At 63.6% G+C, this 16,760-nt stretch carries 16 protein-coding genes; 6 read left to right on the top strand and 10 right to left on the bottom strand.

The features are described 5' to 3' along the window. Nucleotides 1-73 precede the first annotated feature (73 nt). The 7 genes from folK to dksA all read right to left on the bottom strand — a co-directional run bounded on the left by folK (nt 74) and on the right by dksA (nt 8,876). Complete coding sequence (gene folK / locus APH42_RS17185) at nt 74-553, bottom strand: 2-amino-4-hydroxy-6-hydroxymethyldihydropteridine diphosphokinase (protein WP_012274229.1); 480 nt, start codon at nt 551-553, stop codon at nt 74-76. Beyond that, nucleotides 550-1,938: a polynucleotide adenylyltransferase PcnB gene (locus tag APH42_RS17180; RefSeq protein ID WP_012274228.1), complete on the bottom strand. Its 1,389-nt coding sequence runs from the start codon at nt 1,936-1,938 to the stop codon at nt 550-552. The genes folK and APH42_RS17180 overlap by 4 nt, the downstream gene beginning before the upstream one ends. 797 nt (nt 1,939-2,735) lie before the next feature. After that, on the bottom strand, nt 2,736-4,178 hold the full coding sequence (locus tag APH42_RS17175; protein ID WP_012274227.1) for a sigma-54 dependent transcriptional regulator: 1,443 nt from the start codon (nt 4,176-4,178) through the stop codon (nt 2,736-2,738). A gap of 4 nt (nt 4,179-4,182) precedes the next feature. Next, nucleotides 4,183-7,158 carry a sensor histidine kinase gene (locus APH42_RS17170; RefSeq protein WP_012274226.1) on the bottom strand — a complete coding sequence of 992 codons (2,976 nt, stop codon included), beginning with the start codon at nt 7,156-7,158 and terminating at the stop codon, nt 4,183-4,185. Then, on the bottom strand, nt 7,142-7,318 hold the full coding sequence (locus APH42_RS29905) for a hypothetical protein (RefSeq protein WP_003250005.1): 177 nt from the start codon (nt 7,316-7,318) through the stop codon (nt 7,142-7,144). Before APH42_RS29905 ends, APH42_RS17170 begins: the two co-directional genes overlap by 17 nt. Before the next feature lie 163 nt (nt 7,319-7,481). Further along, the gene (gene gluQRS, locus APH42_RS17160; protein ID WP_060493845.1) at nt 7,482-8,369 is read right to left on the bottom strand and encodes a tRNA glutamyl-Q(34) synthetase GluQRS; all 888 of its coding nucleotides are present in this window, start codon (nt 8,367-8,369) and stop codon (nt 7,482-7,484) included. Between the two features lie 63 nt (nt 8,370-8,432). Next, a complete protein-coding gene (gene dksA / locus APH42_RS17155; protein ID WP_012274224.1) occupies nt 8,433-8,876 on the bottom strand; it encodes an RNA polymerase-binding protein DksA in 444 nt (147 codons plus the stop codon). Between the two features lie 210 nt (nt 8,877-9,086). Between dksA and APH42_RS17150 the strand changes: the two genes are divergently transcribed. Together APH42_RS17150 and sfsA are read left to right on the top strand one after the other, a co-directional pair. Beyond that, the gene (locus APH42_RS17150; RefSeq protein ID WP_060493844.1) at nt 9,087-10,259 is read left to right on the top strand and encodes a pyridoxal phosphate-dependent aminotransferase; all 1,173 of its coding nucleotides are present in this window, start codon (nt 9,087-9,089) and stop codon (nt 10,257-10,259) included. Further along, nucleotides 10,259-10,972, top strand: a complete 714-nt coding sequence (sfsA, locus tag APH42_RS17145) for a DNA/RNA nuclease SfsA (RefSeq protein WP_012274222.1) — start codon at nt 10,259-10,261, stop codon at nt 10,970-10,972. Before APH42_RS17150 ends, sfsA begins: the two co-directional genes overlap by 1 nt. On the opposite strand, the gene APH42_RS17140 is transcribed toward sfsA, so the two are convergent. Continuing rightward, complete coding sequence (locus tag APH42_RS17140) at nt 10,962-11,279, bottom strand: Rieske (2Fe-2S) protein (protein WP_012274221.1); 318 nt, start codon at nt 11,277-11,279, stop codon at nt 10,962-10,964. The two genes, sfsA and APH42_RS17140, sit on opposite strands and share 11 nt — an antisense overlap. Nucleotides 11,280-11,427: 148 nt before the next feature. Here APH42_RS17140 and APH42_RS17135 point away from each other — a divergent pair, with 148 nt between their 5' ends. The 4 genes from APH42_RS17135 to APH42_RS17120 are packed head-to-tail and all read left to right on the top strand — an operon-like array spanning nt 11,428 to nt 15,010. After that, entirely contained in the window at nt 11,428-12,312 is an 885-nt protein-coding gene (locus APH42_RS17135) for a hemin ABC transporter substrate-binding protein (RefSeq protein WP_060493843.1), read from the top strand. A gap of 50 nt (nt 12,313-12,362) precedes the next feature. After that, a complete protein-coding gene (locus tag APH42_RS17130; RefSeq protein WP_171577278.1) occupies nt 12,363-13,346 on the top strand; it encodes an iron ABC transporter permease in 984 nt (327 codons plus the stop codon). Then, nucleotides 13,346-14,113: a heme ABC transporter ATP-binding protein gene (locus tag APH42_RS17125; RefSeq protein WP_012274218.1), complete on the top strand. Its 768-nt coding sequence runs from the start codon at nt 13,346-13,348 to the stop codon at nt 14,111-14,113. The genes APH42_RS17130 and APH42_RS17125 overlap by 1 nt, the downstream gene beginning before the upstream one ends. 12 nt (nt 14,114-14,125) lie before the next feature. Continuing rightward, nucleotides 14,126-15,010 carry a ChaN family lipoprotein gene (locus APH42_RS17120; protein WP_060493842.1) on the top strand — a complete coding sequence of 295 codons (885 nt, stop codon included), beginning with the start codon at nt 14,126-14,128 and terminating at the stop codon, nt 15,008-15,010. A gap of 182 nt (nt 15,011-15,192) precedes the next feature. On the opposite strand, the gene APH42_RS17115 is transcribed toward APH42_RS17120, so the two are convergent. Further along, on the bottom strand, nt 15,193-15,471 hold the full coding sequence (locus tag APH42_RS17115) for a TfoX/Sxy family protein (RefSeq protein ID WP_012274216.1): 279 nt from the start codon (nt 15,469-15,471) through the stop codon (nt 15,193-15,195). Between the two features lie 176 nt (nt 15,472-15,647). Further along, a partial coding sequence (locus APH42_RS17110) for a bifunctional aminoglycoside phosphotransferase/ATP-binding protein (RefSeq protein ID WP_060493841.1) occupies nt 15,648-16,760 on the bottom strand: 1,113 nt, incomplete at its 5' end.

The following is a 16,760-nucleotide window of genomic DNA, read 5'->3' as shown; positions in this document are numbered from 1 at the left end:
CCTGTTACCGCATTGTTACGATCAGGGTGTTACTGGCGTTACCGCTGCTGGGCGGCAGGCTGGAACGCCCGGTTTACAGGCGTTCCAGGCCGACGAACGGGCAGCCGTCGAGCAGTTGTGCGAGCGCGCGGCCATCGGCCAGGCGGAAATCGCCCGGTACCAGTTCGGCCAGCGGGTACAGCACGAAGGGGCGGGCATGCATGTGGTAATGCGGCACTTTCAGGCGTGGCTCGTCGAGTACCTGGTCGCCGAACAGCAGAATGTCCAGGTCCAGCGTGCGCGGGCCCCAGCGTTCCTTGCGCACGCGACCCTGGTCGTTCTCGATGGCCTGCAGGGCATCGAGCAGGGCCAATGGCGCCAAGGTTGTGTCCAGCGCGGCCACGGCGTTGGTATAGCGCGGCTGGCCAGGCAGCAGCGAGTCGCTGGTGTAGAGTGCCGAGGCCGCTACCAGGCGTGTGGCCTCGACCTGGTCGAGCGCCTGCAAGGCGCTACGCAACTGCTCGGCAGGTGCGTCCAGGTTGCTGCCCAGGCCTACATAGGCGCGAATGGTCACTCGAACGCCTCGTCGCCACCGCGTTTGCGTTTGCTGCCGCTGCGCTTGCGTTTGCGTGGGCCGGCGCCGGTGCCTTCGTCACGGTTGCCCAGCTCGCGGATCATTTCGCGGCGCTCGCTGTCGTTGGCATCCTGGTAATCGGTCCACCACTGGCCGAGGTCGTCGGTTTCTTCCCCAGCGCTTTCGCGCAACAGCAGGAAGTCGTAACCGGCGCGGAAGCGCGGGTTGTCCAGCAGCATGTCGGCGCGCTTGCCGCTGCGGCGTGGCAGGCGCTCCTGCATGTCCCAGATCTCGCGGATCGGCAGGGTAAAACGCTTGGGAATGGCGATGCGCGCGCATTGCTCGGCGATCAGGTCGTGAGCCGCACCGTTCATGGCCGGGATCGGCGGCACACCCTGGTTCTGCAGGTGCAGCACGCGGGCTGGCAGGGCTGGCCACAGCAGTGCAGCGAACAGGAAGGCCGGCGTCACCGGTTTGCCCTGCTTCACGCGCAGGTCGGTGTTGTTCAGCGCCTGGCTGATCAACGTGTGGGTGTAGGTTGGGCGCTCGTCCAGGGCATGGGCGCTGGCAGGGAACAGCGGCTCGAACAACTCCAGGTCGACCAGCATTTCGAAGGCGATAGCACCTTGGCCGCTGAGGAACAGCTTGAGGCACTCTTCGAACAGGCGCGCGGGCGGAATCTCGCGCAGCATCGGGGCCAGGCCGCGGATCGGCTGGAAGGTGTGCTTTTCGATGCCAAAGTCGAGCTTGGCGGCAAAGCGCACCGCACGCAGCATGCGCACCGGGTCTTCCTGGTAACGGTGGGTCGGGTCGCCAATCAGCCGCAGCAGGCGATTGCGCACATCGTGCACACCGTTGGCGTAATCGAGAATGCGCTCGCTGACCGGGTCGTAGTACAGGGCGTTGATGGTGAAGTCGCGGCGTTGCGCGTCTTCTTCCAGGGTGCCGTACACGTTGTCTCGCAAGATGCGACCACTGGCGTTATGCGACGAACGGTGGGCGTCGCCCTGGTCGTCTTCCGAGTGGTGGGCGCGGAAGGTGGCGACTTCAATGATCTCACGGCCGAAATGCACGTGGACCAGCTTGAAGCGGCGACCAATGATGCGCGCGTTGCGGAACTCGGCACGAACCTGTTCGGGGGTGGCGCTGGTGGCGACGTCGAAGTCCTTCGGCGTGATGCCCAGCATCAGGTCGCGGACACAGCCACCGACCAGGTAAGCCTGGTAGCCGGCGCTTTGCAGGCGCTCCACGATGTTCACCGCATGGCGGCTGAACTGGTGGCGCTGCAGCGAGTGCTGGCTCTTGTTGATCACCTCAGGCGTGGTGCGCCTGTGGTGCGGGCCCGGTACGGGCGGGCGGAAAGACTGGAACAGCTTCTTCAGCATGGGATGCACTGTGTGAAGGAATGTTCGGCCAAGAATAGGAGAATGGCCGCATGATGGGCGGGGATTCTAGCATTTACTCGAGGAATGGTGTAGGCGGGTGGCAGGATGCCTGCCAGAAGGGTAGAAACGACAAGGGGAGCCTAAGCTCCCCAAGAAGTCGTTGCGTGCTCTTATTGTTTTTTTTGCTGGGCTTCTTGTTTTTGTTGAGCGCCCTGTCCACAAATCTCGAAGCTTGTGGACGACCCCTAAACCAGGGGTTAAGAGCAAACGGATTGCTTTGGCCGCTGATGTCACGTTGATCTGTCGATCCAACCAGTTCAGGCGCTGCTTTTTAGTGCAGTTTTTGTTGTTCTCTGCCTGGTCGTGGGGCAAGCCCCAAACACGCATCCTCTCCAAAAGAATCAGTTAGCTGCGCCTCCGCCGTCTTGTTTTTATTGTGCGTGAGCCGTTTCGTCTTGTTCTTATTGTAGGTTGCAGTGCTTGTTATTGTTTTTGTACTAAGCATATAGCAGGTGCCGTGCCAACTTTTTGAAACCTAGCAAAATCAAGGGGTTGAGGTGTTCTGGTGATTTTTGTGACGCCGAAAATGTCGAAATTTCGTTACCGTACGCCTCGGGAACTGTTACGGCGGAAAGGTTGGGTAACAGATTTTTGCGGGAACTGATGTGTTACCGGGGGGCTTTGAAGCCAGGTGTGCTCGCCATGGCCCGTTCAGGGCCTATGCGATCGAGCGCCGCCCGCGCGGCGCTCGATCGCATAGGCGCCGCAATTGCTGCGGCGTACCGTGCGCAGGCTGGTTATTCGCTGGTAGCGTTGCTTTTGCGCCGCGGGATGCCCAGGCGCTGACGGCGTTCCCACAGGCACTTGCGGCTGACGCCCAGCTTGCGTGCCAGTTCGGTCTCGGTCATGTGGTCCTGGTGTTCGAGCACGAAGTGCTGGAAGTAGTCTTCCAGCGACAGGTCCTCGGTCGGCTCGTGGCTGGCACTGGCCGCACTGGCCACCACCAGGGCGTTGTCGAGGATGTCGTCTTCTTCCAGGTCGCTCAGCTCGATGTCGATACCCAGCAGGTCGGCGGAAATCTCTGCGCTCTCGCTGAGAATCACCGCGCGCTCCACGGCGTTTTCCAGCTCGCGCACGTTACCCGGCCAGCTGTAGTGTCGAATGGCCTGCTCGGCTTCGGCCGAGAAGTGCAGGTCGTCGCGGCCGATGCGCGCACTCTGGCGAGCGAGGAAGGCGCTGGCGATCTCGTTGACGTCGCTGCCGCGCTCGCGCAGGGCCGGCAGCTTCAGGGCGATCACGTGCAGGCGGTAATAGAGGTCTTCACGGAACTGGCCGGCCTTGGCCAGGTTCTTCAGGTCGCGGTGGGTCGCGGCGATCAGGCGCACATCCACCTTTTGCGACTGTACCGAACCCACCCGGCGAATCTCTCCTTCCTGCAGCACGCGCAACAGGCGAGCCTGGGCTTCCAGCGGCAGCTCGCCGATTTCATCGAGGAACAGCGTACCGCCATCGGCGGCTTCCACCAGGCCGGCGCGCCCGGCGCTGGCACCGGTGAACGCGCCTTTTTCGTGGCCGAACAGTTCGGACTCGATCAGTGTCTCGGGGATGGCCGCGCAGTTCACTGAAATCATCGGCGCCTTGGCCCGGCGCGACAGGTTGTGCAGGGCGCGGGCCACCAGCTCTTTACCCGTGCCCGACTCACCCTGGATAAGCACATTGGAGTCGGTGGGTGCGACCTTGCGGATCTTGCTGTACATGTCCTGCATGGGCGGGCACGAGCCGATGATGCCGATTTCGCCATTGGCCGCTGCCGCGCTGCTTTTATCGGCTGGGGCAGCCTTGCCATTGCTGGCGCGTGGCTCGGCAGCGGGTGCGGCGGCCGGGGCGTTTTGCCGGTCACGCAGGATGCGCGCCACCGCTTGCAGCATCTCGTCATGGTCGAAGGGCTTGGCGATGTAGTCCACCGCGCCCATTTTCATCGAGTCCACCGCCGAGCGCAGGCTGGCGTAACTGGTCATGATCAGCACCGGGGTGCCCTGGCCGAGCTTGATCAGCTCGGTGCCGGGAGCGCCTGGCAAGCGCAGGTCACTGACGATGAGGTCGAAGGTGGCAATGCTGAAGCGTTCCTGGGCTTCCTGCACCGAGCCGGCTTCGCTGACCTGGTACTGGTTCCGCTCAAGCAGGCGACGCAGGGCCGAGCGGATGATGGTTTCGTCTTCGACGATCAGAATGTGCGGCATTGATTCAATTCTCTCGACGGTCTCGAATTTCAGGGGACGTCGCTACGACATGCCGGGGCAGGGTCACGCGGATCCGGGTGCCACGTTGCCGTTCGATATCGGCCGGGCTGTCGATGGTGATTTGCCCATAATGCTCTTCCACGATGGAATAGACCAGAGCGAGCCCCAGTCCGGTTCCTTCGCCCGGGTCCTTGGTGGTGAAGAAGGGTTCGAACAGGCGGTCCTGGATGTTCTTCGGAATCCCGCTGCCCTCGTCTTCGACGATCAGGTCGACGGTGTGCTCACTGGTCTCGCTACGCACGCGCACGGCACTGCCGGCGGGCGAGGCGTCGCGGGCGTTGGAGAGCAGGTTGATCAGCACCTGGGCCAGGCGCTGCGGGTCCCCTTCGGCCCAGTGGTCTGGGTCGCAGAGGTTGAAGAACTGTACTTCGAAATTGCGCCGGTTCAACGCCAGCAGACCGATGGCATCCTGTGCCACTTCGGCCAGGCACACGGGTTCCTCGCTGTTCTGGTGGCTGCCACCGGCATGGGCGAAGCTCATCAACGACTGGACGATGCGCGACACGCGCTTGGTCTGGTCGAGGATCTGGCTGGACAGCTCGATGATTTCGCCATCGCCTTCGCGTTCTTCACGCAGGTTCTGCGCCAGGCAAGCGATGCCAGTGATCGGGTTGCCGATTTCGTGGGCCACGCCGGCGGCCAGGCGGCCGATACTGGCCAGGCGCTCGGAGTGCACCAGCTTGTCCTCCAGTGCCTGGGTCTCGGTCAGGTCTTCCACCAGCAGCACCAGGCCACTGTTACCGGGGGCCAACGGCTCGTCGATGGCCGCCTTGTGCAGGTTCAGCCAGCGCGGCTGGCCGTCCAGCGCCAGGCGCTGCTTGTGCAGGTGCTCGTCGGGCACGTCGATGAACCCTTGCAGCAGGCCGCGCCAAGGCTCGTCTATGGTGAGCAGGCGCGAACCGACCACATGCTTGGCGGCAATGCCGGTAAGCTCTTCCATGGCCTTGTTCCACATCAGGATTTCCTGGTCCTTGGCCAGCGAGCAGACGCCCATGGGCAGCTCCTGCAGGGTTTGGCGGTGGTAGCGGCGCAGGGCATCGAGCTCGGCGGCCAGGCCGGTCAGACGCGAGTGGTAGTCTTCCAGGCGGCTTTCGATGAAGTGGATGTCTTCGGTCACGTAGTTTTCGTTACCGGACTTGTACGGCAGGAACGTCTCGACCATGTCCTGGGCCACGCTCGGCCCCATCAGGCCGGACAGGTTGGCCTCGATGCGGTCGCGCAGGCGGCGCAGGGCATAGGGGCGGCGCTCGTCGAACGGCAGGTAGAGGTCGCGCAGGGCTTGCTCCACTTCCTTTTGTGCGGCCTTGGCCCCCAGCGGTTTGGCCAGCTGAGTGGCGAACTCCTGGGGCGAGGCGGCGTGCAGCTCGCGGCGTTGCGGGCGGCGCACGTTGTCCACCGCGCAGGCTTCGGCCGCACTGACCTCTTCGTTGCTGGCGTTGGTGAACAGCGAGATCAGGGTGAACAACAGCACGTTTGCCGCCAGCGAGGCGATTGCCGCCATGTGCCAGCTGGTGTCGTCCAGCACATAGATCATGTCCAGCAACGGAATGTAGAAGCCCTGCAGGTTGCCCAGCAGCGGCAGCAGCATGGTCACCATCCACACCAAGGTGCCGGCCAGCAGCCCGGCGATGAAGCCGCGGCGGTTGGCGGTCGGCCAGTACAGTACCGACAGCACGCCAGGCAAAAACTGCAAGGTGGCGACGAAGGCGACGATGCCCAGGTTGGCCAGGCTCTGGTGGTTGTTCTGGGTCAGGTAGAACATGAAGCCGGCGGTGATGATGGCGACGATCAGTGCCCGTCGGGTCCACTTCAGCCAGCGGTAGATGTTGCCCTCGGCCGGGGGTTGGTACAGCGGCAGCACCAGGTGGTTCAGGGCCATGCCCGACAGCGCCAGGGTGGTGACGATGATCAGGCCGCTGGCCGCCGACAGGCCGCCAATGTAGGCCAGCAGTGCCAATGCCTGGTTGTTGGCGGCAATCCCCAGGCCCAGGGTGAAGTACTCGGGGTTGGTGCTTGCGCCCAGGCGCAGGCCGGCCCACAGCACCAGCGGTACGGCCAGGCTCATCAGCAGCAGGAACAGCGGCAGTCCCCAGCTGGCGCTGACCAGCGAGCGCGGGTTGAGGTTTTCGGTGAAGGCCATGTGGTACATGTGCGGCATGACGATGGCCGAGGCGAAGAACACCAGCAGCAGGGTGCGCCATGGGCCTTCCTGCAGCGGGGTGTGCAGGGCGGCAAGGGCGGTCTGGTTCTGTAGCAGCCAGACTTCCAGCTCATGCGGGCCGCCGAATACGCCATACAAGGCGTACAGGCCGATACCGCCCAGGGCCAGCAGCTTGATCACCGACTCGAAGGCGATGGCGAAAACCAGCCCTTCATGTTTCTCACGCGTGGCAATGTGCCGCGAGCCGAAGAAAATGGTGAACAGGATGATCAGCGTACAGAAGGCAAACGCTACCCGGGCCTTGACCGGCTCACCGGTAAGGATGCTGATCGAATCGGCCACCGCCTGGATCTGCAGAGCCAGCAACGGCAGCACACCGATGAGCATGATGATGGTGGTCAATGCCCCGGCCCAGGTGCTGCGGAAGCGGAACGCCAGCAGGTCGGCCAGCGATGACAGCTGGTAGGTGCGGGTGATCTTGAGGATCGGGTAGAGCAGCACCGGTGCCAGCAGGAAGGCGCCGGACACCCCCAGGTAACAGGCGAGGAAGCCGTAGCCATACTGGTAGGCCAGGCCCACCGAGCCATAAAAGGCCCAGGCACTGGCGTACACGCCCAGCGACAGGGTGTAGGTAAGCGGGTGGCGAATGATCGAGCGCGGGATCAACCCGCGCTCGCTGATCCAGGCCACGCCGAACAGCACCATGAGGTACCCGGCGCTGATCAGGATCATCTGGGTCAGGCTAAAGCTCATCGGCATCTCGTTGGCTCTGCAGGATGAAGGTGACGACGATCAGGATCAGCCAGAGCAGGTAGGGGCGGTACCAGGCTCCGGTCGGCTCGATCCACCAGTCCATGATGGCCGGGGAGAACAGGTAGATCCCCACGACCAGAAGCAGGACCAAACGATAGATGTACATGCTGGCCTCGATGGTTGGGCGCTGCGGGCTTGGACTTATTATTGGCGCAAATGGCGGGGGGGATGCTAGCGGGAATCCACAGTGTTCGCCAAGATTTTGAATTCATTGGGCTTTTGTTTTCGAGAGATGGTTTGCCCGTGCCCGCGAAGGGGCTGGTAGAACCTCAGCGCAAATCAGCCTCTGGCACCGTAGTCTTCTGCGCAATCGCCTCTGGCCGCCACTGTTTACGGGCTACCGCCAGTACCTCAGCCGGCGTTGCCACCAGCAGCTCCGGGTCGGTGTCCTGCCCCAGTGCCCGCAAGGCTCGCAGCAACAACGGCGTTGCATGCTCCACCTGCAGCGGAGGCGAACGGTAGGACTTGCCCAGCTTGTGCCCGTCAGGCTGCACGATCAGCGGAATGTGCAGGTAACGCGGCTGCGAGAAGCCCAGCAGCTCTTGCAGGTACAGCTGGCGCGGGGTGTTGTCGAGCAGGTCGGCGCCGCGCACGATGTCGGTAACACCCTGCCAGGCATCGTCCAGCACCACCGCCAGTTGGTACGCATACAGCCCGTCACGGCGCTGGATGACGAAATCGCCCACCTCACGGCCCAGGTGCTGCTGGTACTCACCCTGCACCCGATCGGTGAAGCGGTAGATCAGTTCCGGCACCCGTAAGCGGATTGCCGCGCCTTCACGGGCATGCCCGGCATTGCGGCACAAGCCGGGGTAGATGCCGTTGTAGCCTTCAAGCTGCTTGCGCGAGCAGGTGCAGGCATAGGCCAGGCCCATGTTGAACAGGCGGTCTACCACGGCGGCATAGGCATCGTGTCGCTGGCTCTGGAACACCACTTCGCCATCCCACTCCAGGCCATAACGCTCCAGGGTCTGCAGGATGGCATCACGGGCGCCAGGCATTTCCCGGGGTGGGTCGGTGTCTTCCATGCGCAGCAGCCAGCGGCCATTGACGGCGCGGGCATCGAGCCAGGAGGCGAGGGCGGCGACCAGCGAGCCAAAATGCAGGAAGCCGCTGGGGGTGGGGGCGAAGCGCCCGATGTAGCTGGAGTTGGTCATGGTCAGGCTGGGCACATAAATGAAACGGGGCGCATCAAGCGCCCCGTTCAGGTGGAAGAAAGATCAGCCTTTGCCGACCGTTTTTTCCTTTTTCTCGGCGATTTCCTTGCAGTCGAAGCACAGGTCTGCGGTAGGACGGGCTTCCAGACGGCGCAGGCCGATTTCGATACCGCACGATTCGCACCAGCCGTATTCATCGGCCTTGATCTTGTCGAGGGTCTTGTCGATTTTCTTGATCAGCTTGCGTTCGCGATCGCGATTACGCAGCTCCAGGGCGAATTCTTCTTCCTGGCTGGCGCGGTCGGCCGGGTCGGGGAAGTTGGCTGCTTCGTCCTTCATGTGGTCCACAGTGCGGTCCACACTGGTCATCAGCTCTTGCTTCCACGCGCCAAGAAGCTTGGTGAAGTGCTTTTTCATGGGCTCGCCCATGTACTCTTCACCCTTGGTTTCTACGTAGGGCTCGACACCGTACATGGTCTGGGCTTTTTGCTTTTCTACGGTGGACATGAATAGACCGCCTCTCACTCATCTGATCCAATGCGCAGGCTGCTCCATCTCCGGCACCCGCCGGCCCTGCGACTGCGAGCCGCCGAACTTACCAGATAGATCGGGGGTGCGCTACCCCGCCTGTTACTGGCAATTGACAGCGGCGCAAGCCACACGTTCGGTGGTGTGCAGAGGTAGAATCTCCAGTTTAGACCCAATTGAGAGAAGGTCATGGCCCACCCCTACAGTGCGCGCAGCCGCGCCATCGAACCCTTCCACGTCATGGCGCTGCTGGCCCGGGCCAACGAGCTGCAGGCGGCCGGGCACGACGTGATCCACCTGGAAATTGGCGAGCCGGACTTCACCACCGCCGCGCCCATCGTCGCCGCCGGCCAGGCCGCACTGGCCGCCGGGCACACCCGTTACACCGCCGCACGCGGCCTGCCGGCACTGCGCGAAGCGATTGCCGGCTTTTATGGCCAGCGCTATGGCCTGAGTATCGATCCGGAGCGCATTCTCATTACCCCAGGTGGCTCTGGCGCGCTGCTTCTGGCCAGCAGCCTGTTGGTCGACCCGGGCAAGCACTGGCTGCTGGCCGACCCGGGTTACCCGTGCAATCGCCACTTCCTGCGCCTGGTAGAGGGTGGGGCGCAGCTGGTGCCGGTGGGCCCGGAGGTGAATTACCAGCTGACCGCTGACCTGGTCGAGCGTTACTGGGACAAGGACTCGGTCGGTGCGCTGGTCGCTTCACCGGCTAACCCGACCGGTACGGTGCTGGGGCGCGAGGCGCTGGCCAGCCTTGCCAAAACCACCCACGAGCGGCATGGTCACCTGGTGGTGGACGAGATCTACCATGGCCTCACCTATGGCATGGACGCACCTAGCGTGTTGGAAGTGGACGACTCGGCGTTCGTCCTGAATAGTTTTTCCAAGTATTTCGGCATGACCGGTTGGCGCCTTGGCTGGCTGGTGGCCCCACCCGGCGCGGTGGCTGACCTGGAGAAGCTGGCACAAAACCTGTACATCAGTGCACCGAGCATGGCCCAGCATGCCGCGTTGGCGTGCTTCCAGCCCGAAACCCTGGCCATTTTCGAAGAGCGCCGCGCCGAGTTCGCCCGCCGTCGCGACTATTTGCTGCCCGCCCTGCGCGAACTGGGCTTCCGCATTGCCGTCGAGCCGCAGGGCGCGTTCTACCTGTATGCCGACATCAGCGCATTTGGCGGTGACGCGTTCGCCTTTTGCCGACACTTCCTGGAGACCGAGCACCTGGCCTTCACGCCGGGCCTGGACTTCGGCCGCCACCTGGCCGGGCACCATGTGCGCTTTGCCTACACCCAGAGCCTGCCGCGCCTGGAAGAGGCGGTGCAGCGTATTGCCCGTGGCCTGCGGAGCTGGCAAGGCTGATGCGTTTCTTTCCCCCTCTTGAACAGGGCCGCCTGCTGCGCCGCTACAAGCGCTTTCTGGCCGATATCGAACTGACCAGCGGCGAGCAGATGACCATCCACTGCCCGAACACCGGTTCCATGCTCAACTGCATGCGTGAAGGCGGGCTGGTGTGGTTCAGCCGCTCCAACGACCCCAAGCGCAAGCTGCCGGGCACCTGGGAGATCAGCGAAACCCCACAAGGGCGGCTGGCCTGTGTGAATACTGGGCGGGCCAATGCGCTGGTCGAAGAGGCGCTGCGGGCCGGCACCATCGCCGAGTTGGCCGGCTTTACCGCGCTCAAGCGTGAAGTGGCCTATGGCGAGGAAGGCAGCCGCATCGACTTTCGTTTGGAGTTCGACGGGGCCCCGGTTTATGTCGAGGTCAAGAGCGTGACCCTGGGCTACCCCGACACTGCAGTCGCAGCCTTTCCCGATGCGGTGACGCAGCGCGGTGCCAAGCATTTGCGCGAGCTGGCGAAGTTGGCGCGGCAGGGGGTGCGGGCGGTGCAGCTGTATTGCGTGAACCTGACCGATGTAGAAGCCGTGCGCCCGGCCGAGGAAATCGATGCGGCGTATGCCCAGGCGCTGCGTGCCGCTGTGGCGGATGGGGTGGAGGTGCTGGCCTACGGCACCCGGTTGGATGCCGAAGGCATCGTCATCGACCGCCGCTTGCCAGTGCTGCTTAACCCTTGAACCAGATGCCCTGGCTGTCTTCGAGGCAGCCCAGGGCCTGCAGTTGATCACCCTCACAGGGGCCGGCCACGCATTCGCCGCTTTCTATCAGGAACAGCGCGCCATGATGGGCGCAGTGGATGAGGCTGGCGCCGTCGTCCAGAAACGCGTCTTCTGCCCAGTTCAGCGGGATGCCCCGGTGTGGACAGCGGTTGCGGTACAGGTAAACCTGGCCCTGGCGGCGCACGCCGAACAGTTCGAGCCCGTCTACGCTGAAGGCGCGGCTTTGGCCTTCGGCCAGGCCGTGGGAGTTACAAAGGAAATGCATGGCAAGGACGACTCGTGAAACACGTGATGGCTTGACGCTTCAATGCGAATAATTATCAAATTGCCCGCATTCGCTGCGCCTGACTGTCTATGGTGCGCAGTTCCGTCGCTCGCCACAAGGCGCGCGGCCCGCCTTCAGAAGGAACCCGATGATGCGCCGTCCCGCCGCTTTGCTCGCCTTATGCGCAAGCCTTGTGCTTTCTACCCAGGCCTTGGCGGCCGAACTGCCGCAACGCTGGGTCAGCGCGGGTGGCGCCCTGAGCGAGTGGATAGCCGCGCTGGGCGGTGAAGCCCGCCTGGTCGGAGTGGACACGACCAGCCAGCACCCGGCTTCGTTGAAATCGCTGCCTAGCGTGGGTTACCAGCGTCAGTTGTCGGCCGAAGGCATTCTCAGCCTGCGCCCGGATGTGCTGGTGGGCACCGAGGAAATGGGGCCTCCACCGGTACTGGCGCAAATCCGCAAGGCGGGCGTGCGGGTCGAGTTGTTCTCCAGCAAGGCCGAGCTGGCGGCGGTGGACGAAAACCTCAAGCATCTGGGGCAGTTGCTCGGCGCAGAGCAGCAGGCTGCGACGCTGGCGACGGACTACCGCCAGCAGCTTGATGCGTTGCACGCCAAGGTCAAGCAGGCCCAGGCCGGGCAACAGGCGCCTGGGGTGGTGTTGCTGGTCGGCCATGCCGGCGCCAAGCCGCTGATTGCCGGGCAGGGCACGGCGGGTGACTGGCTGTTGGGCCAGGCTGGCGGGCGCAACCTTGCAGAGCACCAGGGCTACAAGAACTTCTCCAACGAAGCACTGGCGGCGCTGGACCCGGATGTGATCGTGTTTTCCGACCGGGCGCTGGCCGATGAGCAGGCCTTGCAGGCGCTGTTGAAAGAAAACCCCGCGCTGGCCGCTTCGCGGGCGGTGCGGGAGAAACGCCTGGTGTCACTGGACCCGACGCTGCTGGTCGGCGGGCTCGGGCCTCGCCTGCCAGCGACCTTGCAGTCGCTGGCAGCCACTTTCTACCCGGCAGCCCAGGCTAGCTTTGCGCAATGAAACAGCGGGTCCAGCCACGTACATTGTTCATTAGCCTGAGCCTGCTGTGCCTGTTGGCCGTCTGGCTGTCACTTGCGCTGGGCCCTGTCAGCCTGCCGCTGCTCGACACCCTGCGCGCCGGCCTGCGCCTGTTGGGGCTGCCGATTGCTGCTGATGGCCTGCAGCAGGCCGAGATGATTCTTGGCCAGATCCGCCTGCCGCGTACCCTGCTGGGGTTGGCGGTGGGTGCGGTGCTGGCGCTGTCCGGGGTGGCCATGCAGGGGCTGTTCCGCAACCCGTTGGCCGACCCTGGGCTGGTAGGGGTTGCAGCCGGGGCAGCGATGGGGGCAGCGGTCGCCATTGTCGGCGGCGCCTGGTTTGGTGGCATGCCGGATGCTTTCGCGCCTTATCTGCTGTCGTTCTGCGCTTTTGTCGGGGGGCTTGGAGTAACTGCGCTGGTCTACCGTCTGGGCCGCCGCGATGGCCAGACCAACGTCGCCACGATGTTATTGGCCGGTGTGGCCATGACCGCGCTGGGGGGCGCGGCCGTGGGGCTGTTTTCTTACCTGGCCGACGACGCCACCCTGCGCACACTGACCTTCTGGAACCTGGGCAGCCTCAATGGCGCCAGTTACGAACGCTTGTGGCCATTGTTGCTGGTGGCGGCCGGTGTGGCGATGTGGTTGCCACGGCGGGCCAAGGCGCTTAATGCCCTGCTGTTGGGTGAGTCAGAGGCGCGTCACCTGGGCGTTGACGTGGAGCGGCTCAAGCGTGAGCTGGTGTTCTGCACCGCGCTGGGCGTGGGCGCGGCAGTGGCTGCTGCGGGGCTGATCGGTTTTATCGGCCTGGTCGTGCCACACCTGGTACGCCTGCTGGCCGGGCCCGATCACCGCGTGGTGTTGCCGGCCTCGCTGCTGGCCGGCGGTGTGTTGATGTTGTTCGCCGACCTGGCAGCGCGCCTGCTGCTGGCGCCTGCCGAGCTGCCGATTGGCATCGTCACGGCATTTATCGGTGCGCCTTTCTTTCTGTTCCTGCTGATACGAGGGCGCAGCTGATGTTGCAAGTAGAGGGCCTGTATCTGCGCAGGGGCAGCAATGAGGTACTGCACGACATTCACCTGCAACTGCAGCCAGGGCAAGTAGTGGGCGTGCTTGGCCCCAACGGTGCCGGCAAGAGCAGCCTGCTGGGTGTGCTGTGCGGTGAGCTGGCGCCCGACCATGGGCGGGTGACGCTGCAAGGGCGACCTTTGGCCGATTGGGCTGGGCAGGAACGAGCCAGGCGCCTGGCGGTATTGCCGCAAGTGTCCAGCTTGGGTTTCTCGTTCCGGGTCGAGGAAGTGGTGGCCATGGGGCGTATGCCCCATGGCACCGGGCAGCGGCGTGATGCAGAAATTGTCCAGGCAGCCTTGCAGGCGGCAGATGCCTGGCACCTGGTGGCGCGCAGTTACCTGGCGTTGTCTGGCGGCGAGCGGCAGCGGGTGCACCTGGCCCGCGTACTGGCGCAGCTGTGGCCAGGGGAAGAGGGCAGCATATTGCTGCTCGACGAGCCGACCTCGATGCTCGACCCGCTGCATCAGCACACAACCCTGGAAGCCGTGCGCCGCTTCGCCGACAGTGGTGCTGCTGTGCTGGTGATCCTGCATGACCTGAACCTGGCGGCGCGTTACTGTGACCGTATCCTGTTGCTGGAGCAGGGGCGCTGCCATGCGTTTGCCTCCCCTGAAGAAGTGCTGACGCCAACGGCGTTGAGAGCAGTCTACGGTCTCGATGTGCTGGTGCAGGCGCACCCGGAGCGTGGGCATCCGCTGATCATTGCCCGCTAGGAGGCATTGCCGATGCGTCACCTGCTGCTGTCCGGTTTTTCGTTTTGCCTGATGTTGTCATTGGGCGGCTGCCAGGCCAGCTTGCCGCCAATGCCCGCTTGGCAGAGCAGTGAAGGGCGCACGCATGCCGAGTTGGGGCGCATCATCGACCTTGCCGATGGCCAGATGATCAGCGCACGGCAGCTGGTGCAGCGCCTTGCTGTCGCACCCCGTGTGCTGGTGGGCGAAAAACATGACAACCCTGACCATCACGCGCTTCAGCTTTGGCTGCTGCGTGCATTGCAGGGCCAGCGTGCGCAAGGCAGCCTGTTGCTGGAAATGCTGCAGCCCGAGCAGCAACCGCTGGTCGACAAGGTGCTGGGGCAGCCTTTGCCGGCAGACCTGCCCAAGGCGCTGGCCTGGCAGGAGGGCTGGGATTGGCAGATGTACGGGCCGATTGTCAGCGAAGCCTTGCAGCAGCGGGTGCCTTTGCTGGCAGCCAACATTTCACCCGGCGAAATGCGCCAGGCCTATCGACAGCCGGCTCCGCTGCAGGGCGAAAAGTCCAATGCACCGGCGGTAAGGGCCGCCCTGTTGGAGCAGGTGCGCGCCGGGCATTGCGGCATGCTGCCGGAAAGCCAGCTGCCGGCGATGCTGGCCGTGCAGCAGCAGCGCGACCGCCGGATGGCCGAGCGCCTGCTGGCGGCGCCGCAGCCGTCGCTGCTGTTCGCCGGGGCCTATCACGTGCGCAAGGACCTGGGCATACCTTTGCACCTGGCAGACCTGGGGGCGTCGGGGGAGAGCAAGGTTTTGCTGCTGGCCGAGGTGGGCGAGCAGGTCGCACCAGGCGAGGCCGATTATGTGTGGTACACGGCAGCGATGCCGGAGCAGGATTACTGCGCGCAGCTGCGGCGGTAGCCCCGTAGAAATCACAGGCAAAAAAAAGACCCGGCAAATTGCCGGGTCAATAACCGTGATTAGCCTGATGAGGAGATAATCTGAGAGTCCGAACCAGGGGCTCTTAGCTTATCCAACCAGTCTCGCGACCAGTTGTGATAATCATAACGATTCTCATTTAACAGTCAATCCCCTTACCAGGATTATTTTGGATTTTTTTGCGTAGGGCTTTTCGCGTCCAGTTGTTGGTTTAGCGCTTCCTTACGTTCGAGCGGCAAATCGTTCCAGTGCATGTCCAGCAGGGCGCCTTCGATGGCGTACAACAGCACCTTGGAGGCGCGGAACCCTCGTGTCTTCACGGCCTGGTATGCACCCACCGCACCCAGGCGGCGCAGATCCGATGCGCTGTGGATGCCGGCGGCATGCAGCCACTGCGCAGAGGTCTTGCCAAGGTTCTTCAGGTGCTGCAATTCATCGTTCATCGAGCCTCCTTGCGATGGCTGAACGGGGAATGGGGATAAATCGCGAGCAGGTCAGAAAGGAGTGTAGCGGGGGTTAAGAATTACGCGGCCTTTTGCCATCGGGGGCGATAAGAGGACCTGTACCGGCCGCTACACGGGCTTGCCCGCGAAGTGGCCGGTAAAGGAAAACGGCGAACTTACAGGCCAGGCAAGCGCTGACGAACCTGTTCGATCACCTGGTCCATGCTGCCAGCGTCCTGGGTGTCGACCCGGGTGCTCTGCACCAGCTCCTGCGCATCCAGTGCTTCACGGCTGGCCTGTTGGGCCTTGACCACGTCCAGGGTGGCATCCGACGGGTCGCTGTTTTCGGCCTGACGCTGCTCCAGCCAGCTGGCGATGACCGCCTCTGGTGCATGGCAGTCGAGGATCAGGAACGGTACGCCGGTCTGGCTGGCGACGTCTGCCGCAGCCTGGCGCTGTTCATGCTTGAGGTAGGTGGCATCCAACACCACCGGGAAGCCGGCTCGCAGAATGGTTGCTGCGACTTGATGCAGGCGTTGGTAAGTGGCGGCACTGGCACCCTGGTCATAAATGCCGGAGGCCAGCTGACCGGCGTTCTCTTGTGGCTGTTCGCCGAACAGGCGCTTGCGCTCGACATCGGAGCGCACGCGAATGGCGCCCAAGGCTTCGACCAGGCGCATTGCCACGTGGCTCTTGCCCACTGCCGAGACGCCATGGGTGATAGCCAGCAGCCGCGAAGGGATGGCGCTGTAGCTTTCCGCTAGGTTGGCGTAGTTGCGGTAGGTGCGCAAAGTCGTGGCCCGTTGCACGCCATCGGCATTGGCCGGCATGCTGAACAGTGCGACCTTGGCCCGCACCAGGGCGCGATAGGCTTTATAGAAGTTCAGCACTTCCAGGCCTTCATAATCGCCGGTCAACTCCAGGTATTGGCTGATGAAGCGTCGTGCCAGGCACTTGAGGCCGCGATCTTCCAAGTCCATGGCGAGGAAGCCGGTGTCGGCCCACACATCGGTCATGCGGAACGGTTCGTTGAACTCGATGCAGTCGAAGATCACCACCTGGCCGTTGATCAGGGTGGCGTTGCCCAGGTGGATGTCGCCATGGCACTCGCGGGTGAAGCCATTGGCCTTGCGCGAGGCGAACAGGCCTTGCAGCCGCTCGAAACTGCTCCGCGCCCAAGCTTGCAGGTTGTCCAGTTGCAGCAGGTCGGCCTTGTCGCTCAGGAATGGGCGGATCTGCTCGAAGTTCTGCTCGACCGGGGCCATGACGCTTTCAGGCGAGCCGTAGGG

It is taken from the genome of Pseudomonas sp. NBRC 111140 (genome assembly GCF_001320885.1).
Classification (GTDB): domain Bacteria; phylum Pseudomonadota; class Gammaproteobacteria; order Pseudomonadales; family Pseudomonadaceae; genus Aquipseudomonas; species Aquipseudomonas putida_P.
The sequence above is the reverse complement of the archived record's forward strand: the minus strand, read 5'-3'. Positions and strand labels throughout refer to the sequence as shown.

Coding starts and splice junctions, on each gene's coding strand:
- APH42_RS29905 (WP_003250005.1), bottom strand. CDS start 7,318: ATGTACATCTATCGTTTGGTCCTGCTTCTGGTCGTGGGGATCTACCTG.
- APH42_RS17135 (WP_060493843.1), top strand. CDS start 11,428: ATGATGCGCCGTCCCGCCGCTTTGCTCGCCTTATGCGCAAGCCTTGTG.
- APH42_RS17140 (WP_012274221.1), bottom strand. CDS start 11,279: ATGCATTTCCTTTGTAACTCCCACGGCCTGGCCGAAGGCCAAAGCCGC.
- APH42_RS17170 (WP_012274226.1), bottom strand. CDS start 7,158: ATGCCGATGAGCTTTAGCCTGACCCAGATGATCCTGATCAGCGCCGGG.
- APH42_RS17180 (WP_012274228.1), bottom strand. CDS start 1,938: ATGCTGAAGAAGCTGTTCCAGTCTTTCCGCCCGCCCGTACCGGGCCCG.
- sfsA (WP_012274222.1), top strand. CDS start 10,259: ATGCGTTTCTTTCCCCCTCTTGAACAGGGCCGCCTGCTGCGCCGCTAC.
- APH42_RS17125 (WP_012274218.1), top strand. CDS start 13,346: ATGTTGCAAGTAGAGGGCCTGTATCTGCGCAGGGGCAGCAATGAGGTA.
- APH42_RS17175 (WP_012274227.1), bottom strand. CDS start 4,178: ATGCCGCACATTCTGATCGTCGAAGACGAAACCATCATCCGCTCGGCC.
- APH42_RS17150 (WP_060493844.1), top strand. CDS start 9,087: ATGGCCCACCCCTACAGTGCGCGCAGCCGCGCCATCGAACCCTTCCAC.
- gluQRS (WP_060493845.1), bottom strand. CDS start 8,369: ATGACCAACTCCAGCTACATCGGGCGCTTCGCCCCCACCCCCAGCGGC.
- APH42_RS17115 (WP_012274216.1), bottom strand. CDS start 15,471: ATGAACGATGAATTGCAGCACCTGAAGAACCTTGGCAAGACCTCTGCG.
- APH42_RS17120 (WP_060493842.1), top strand. CDS start 14,126: ATGCGTCACCTGCTGCTGTCCGGTTTTTCGTTTTGCCTGATGTTGTCA.
- dksA (WP_012274224.1), bottom strand. CDS start 8,876: ATGTCCACCGTAGAAAAGCAAAAAGCCCAGACCATGTACGGTGTCGAG.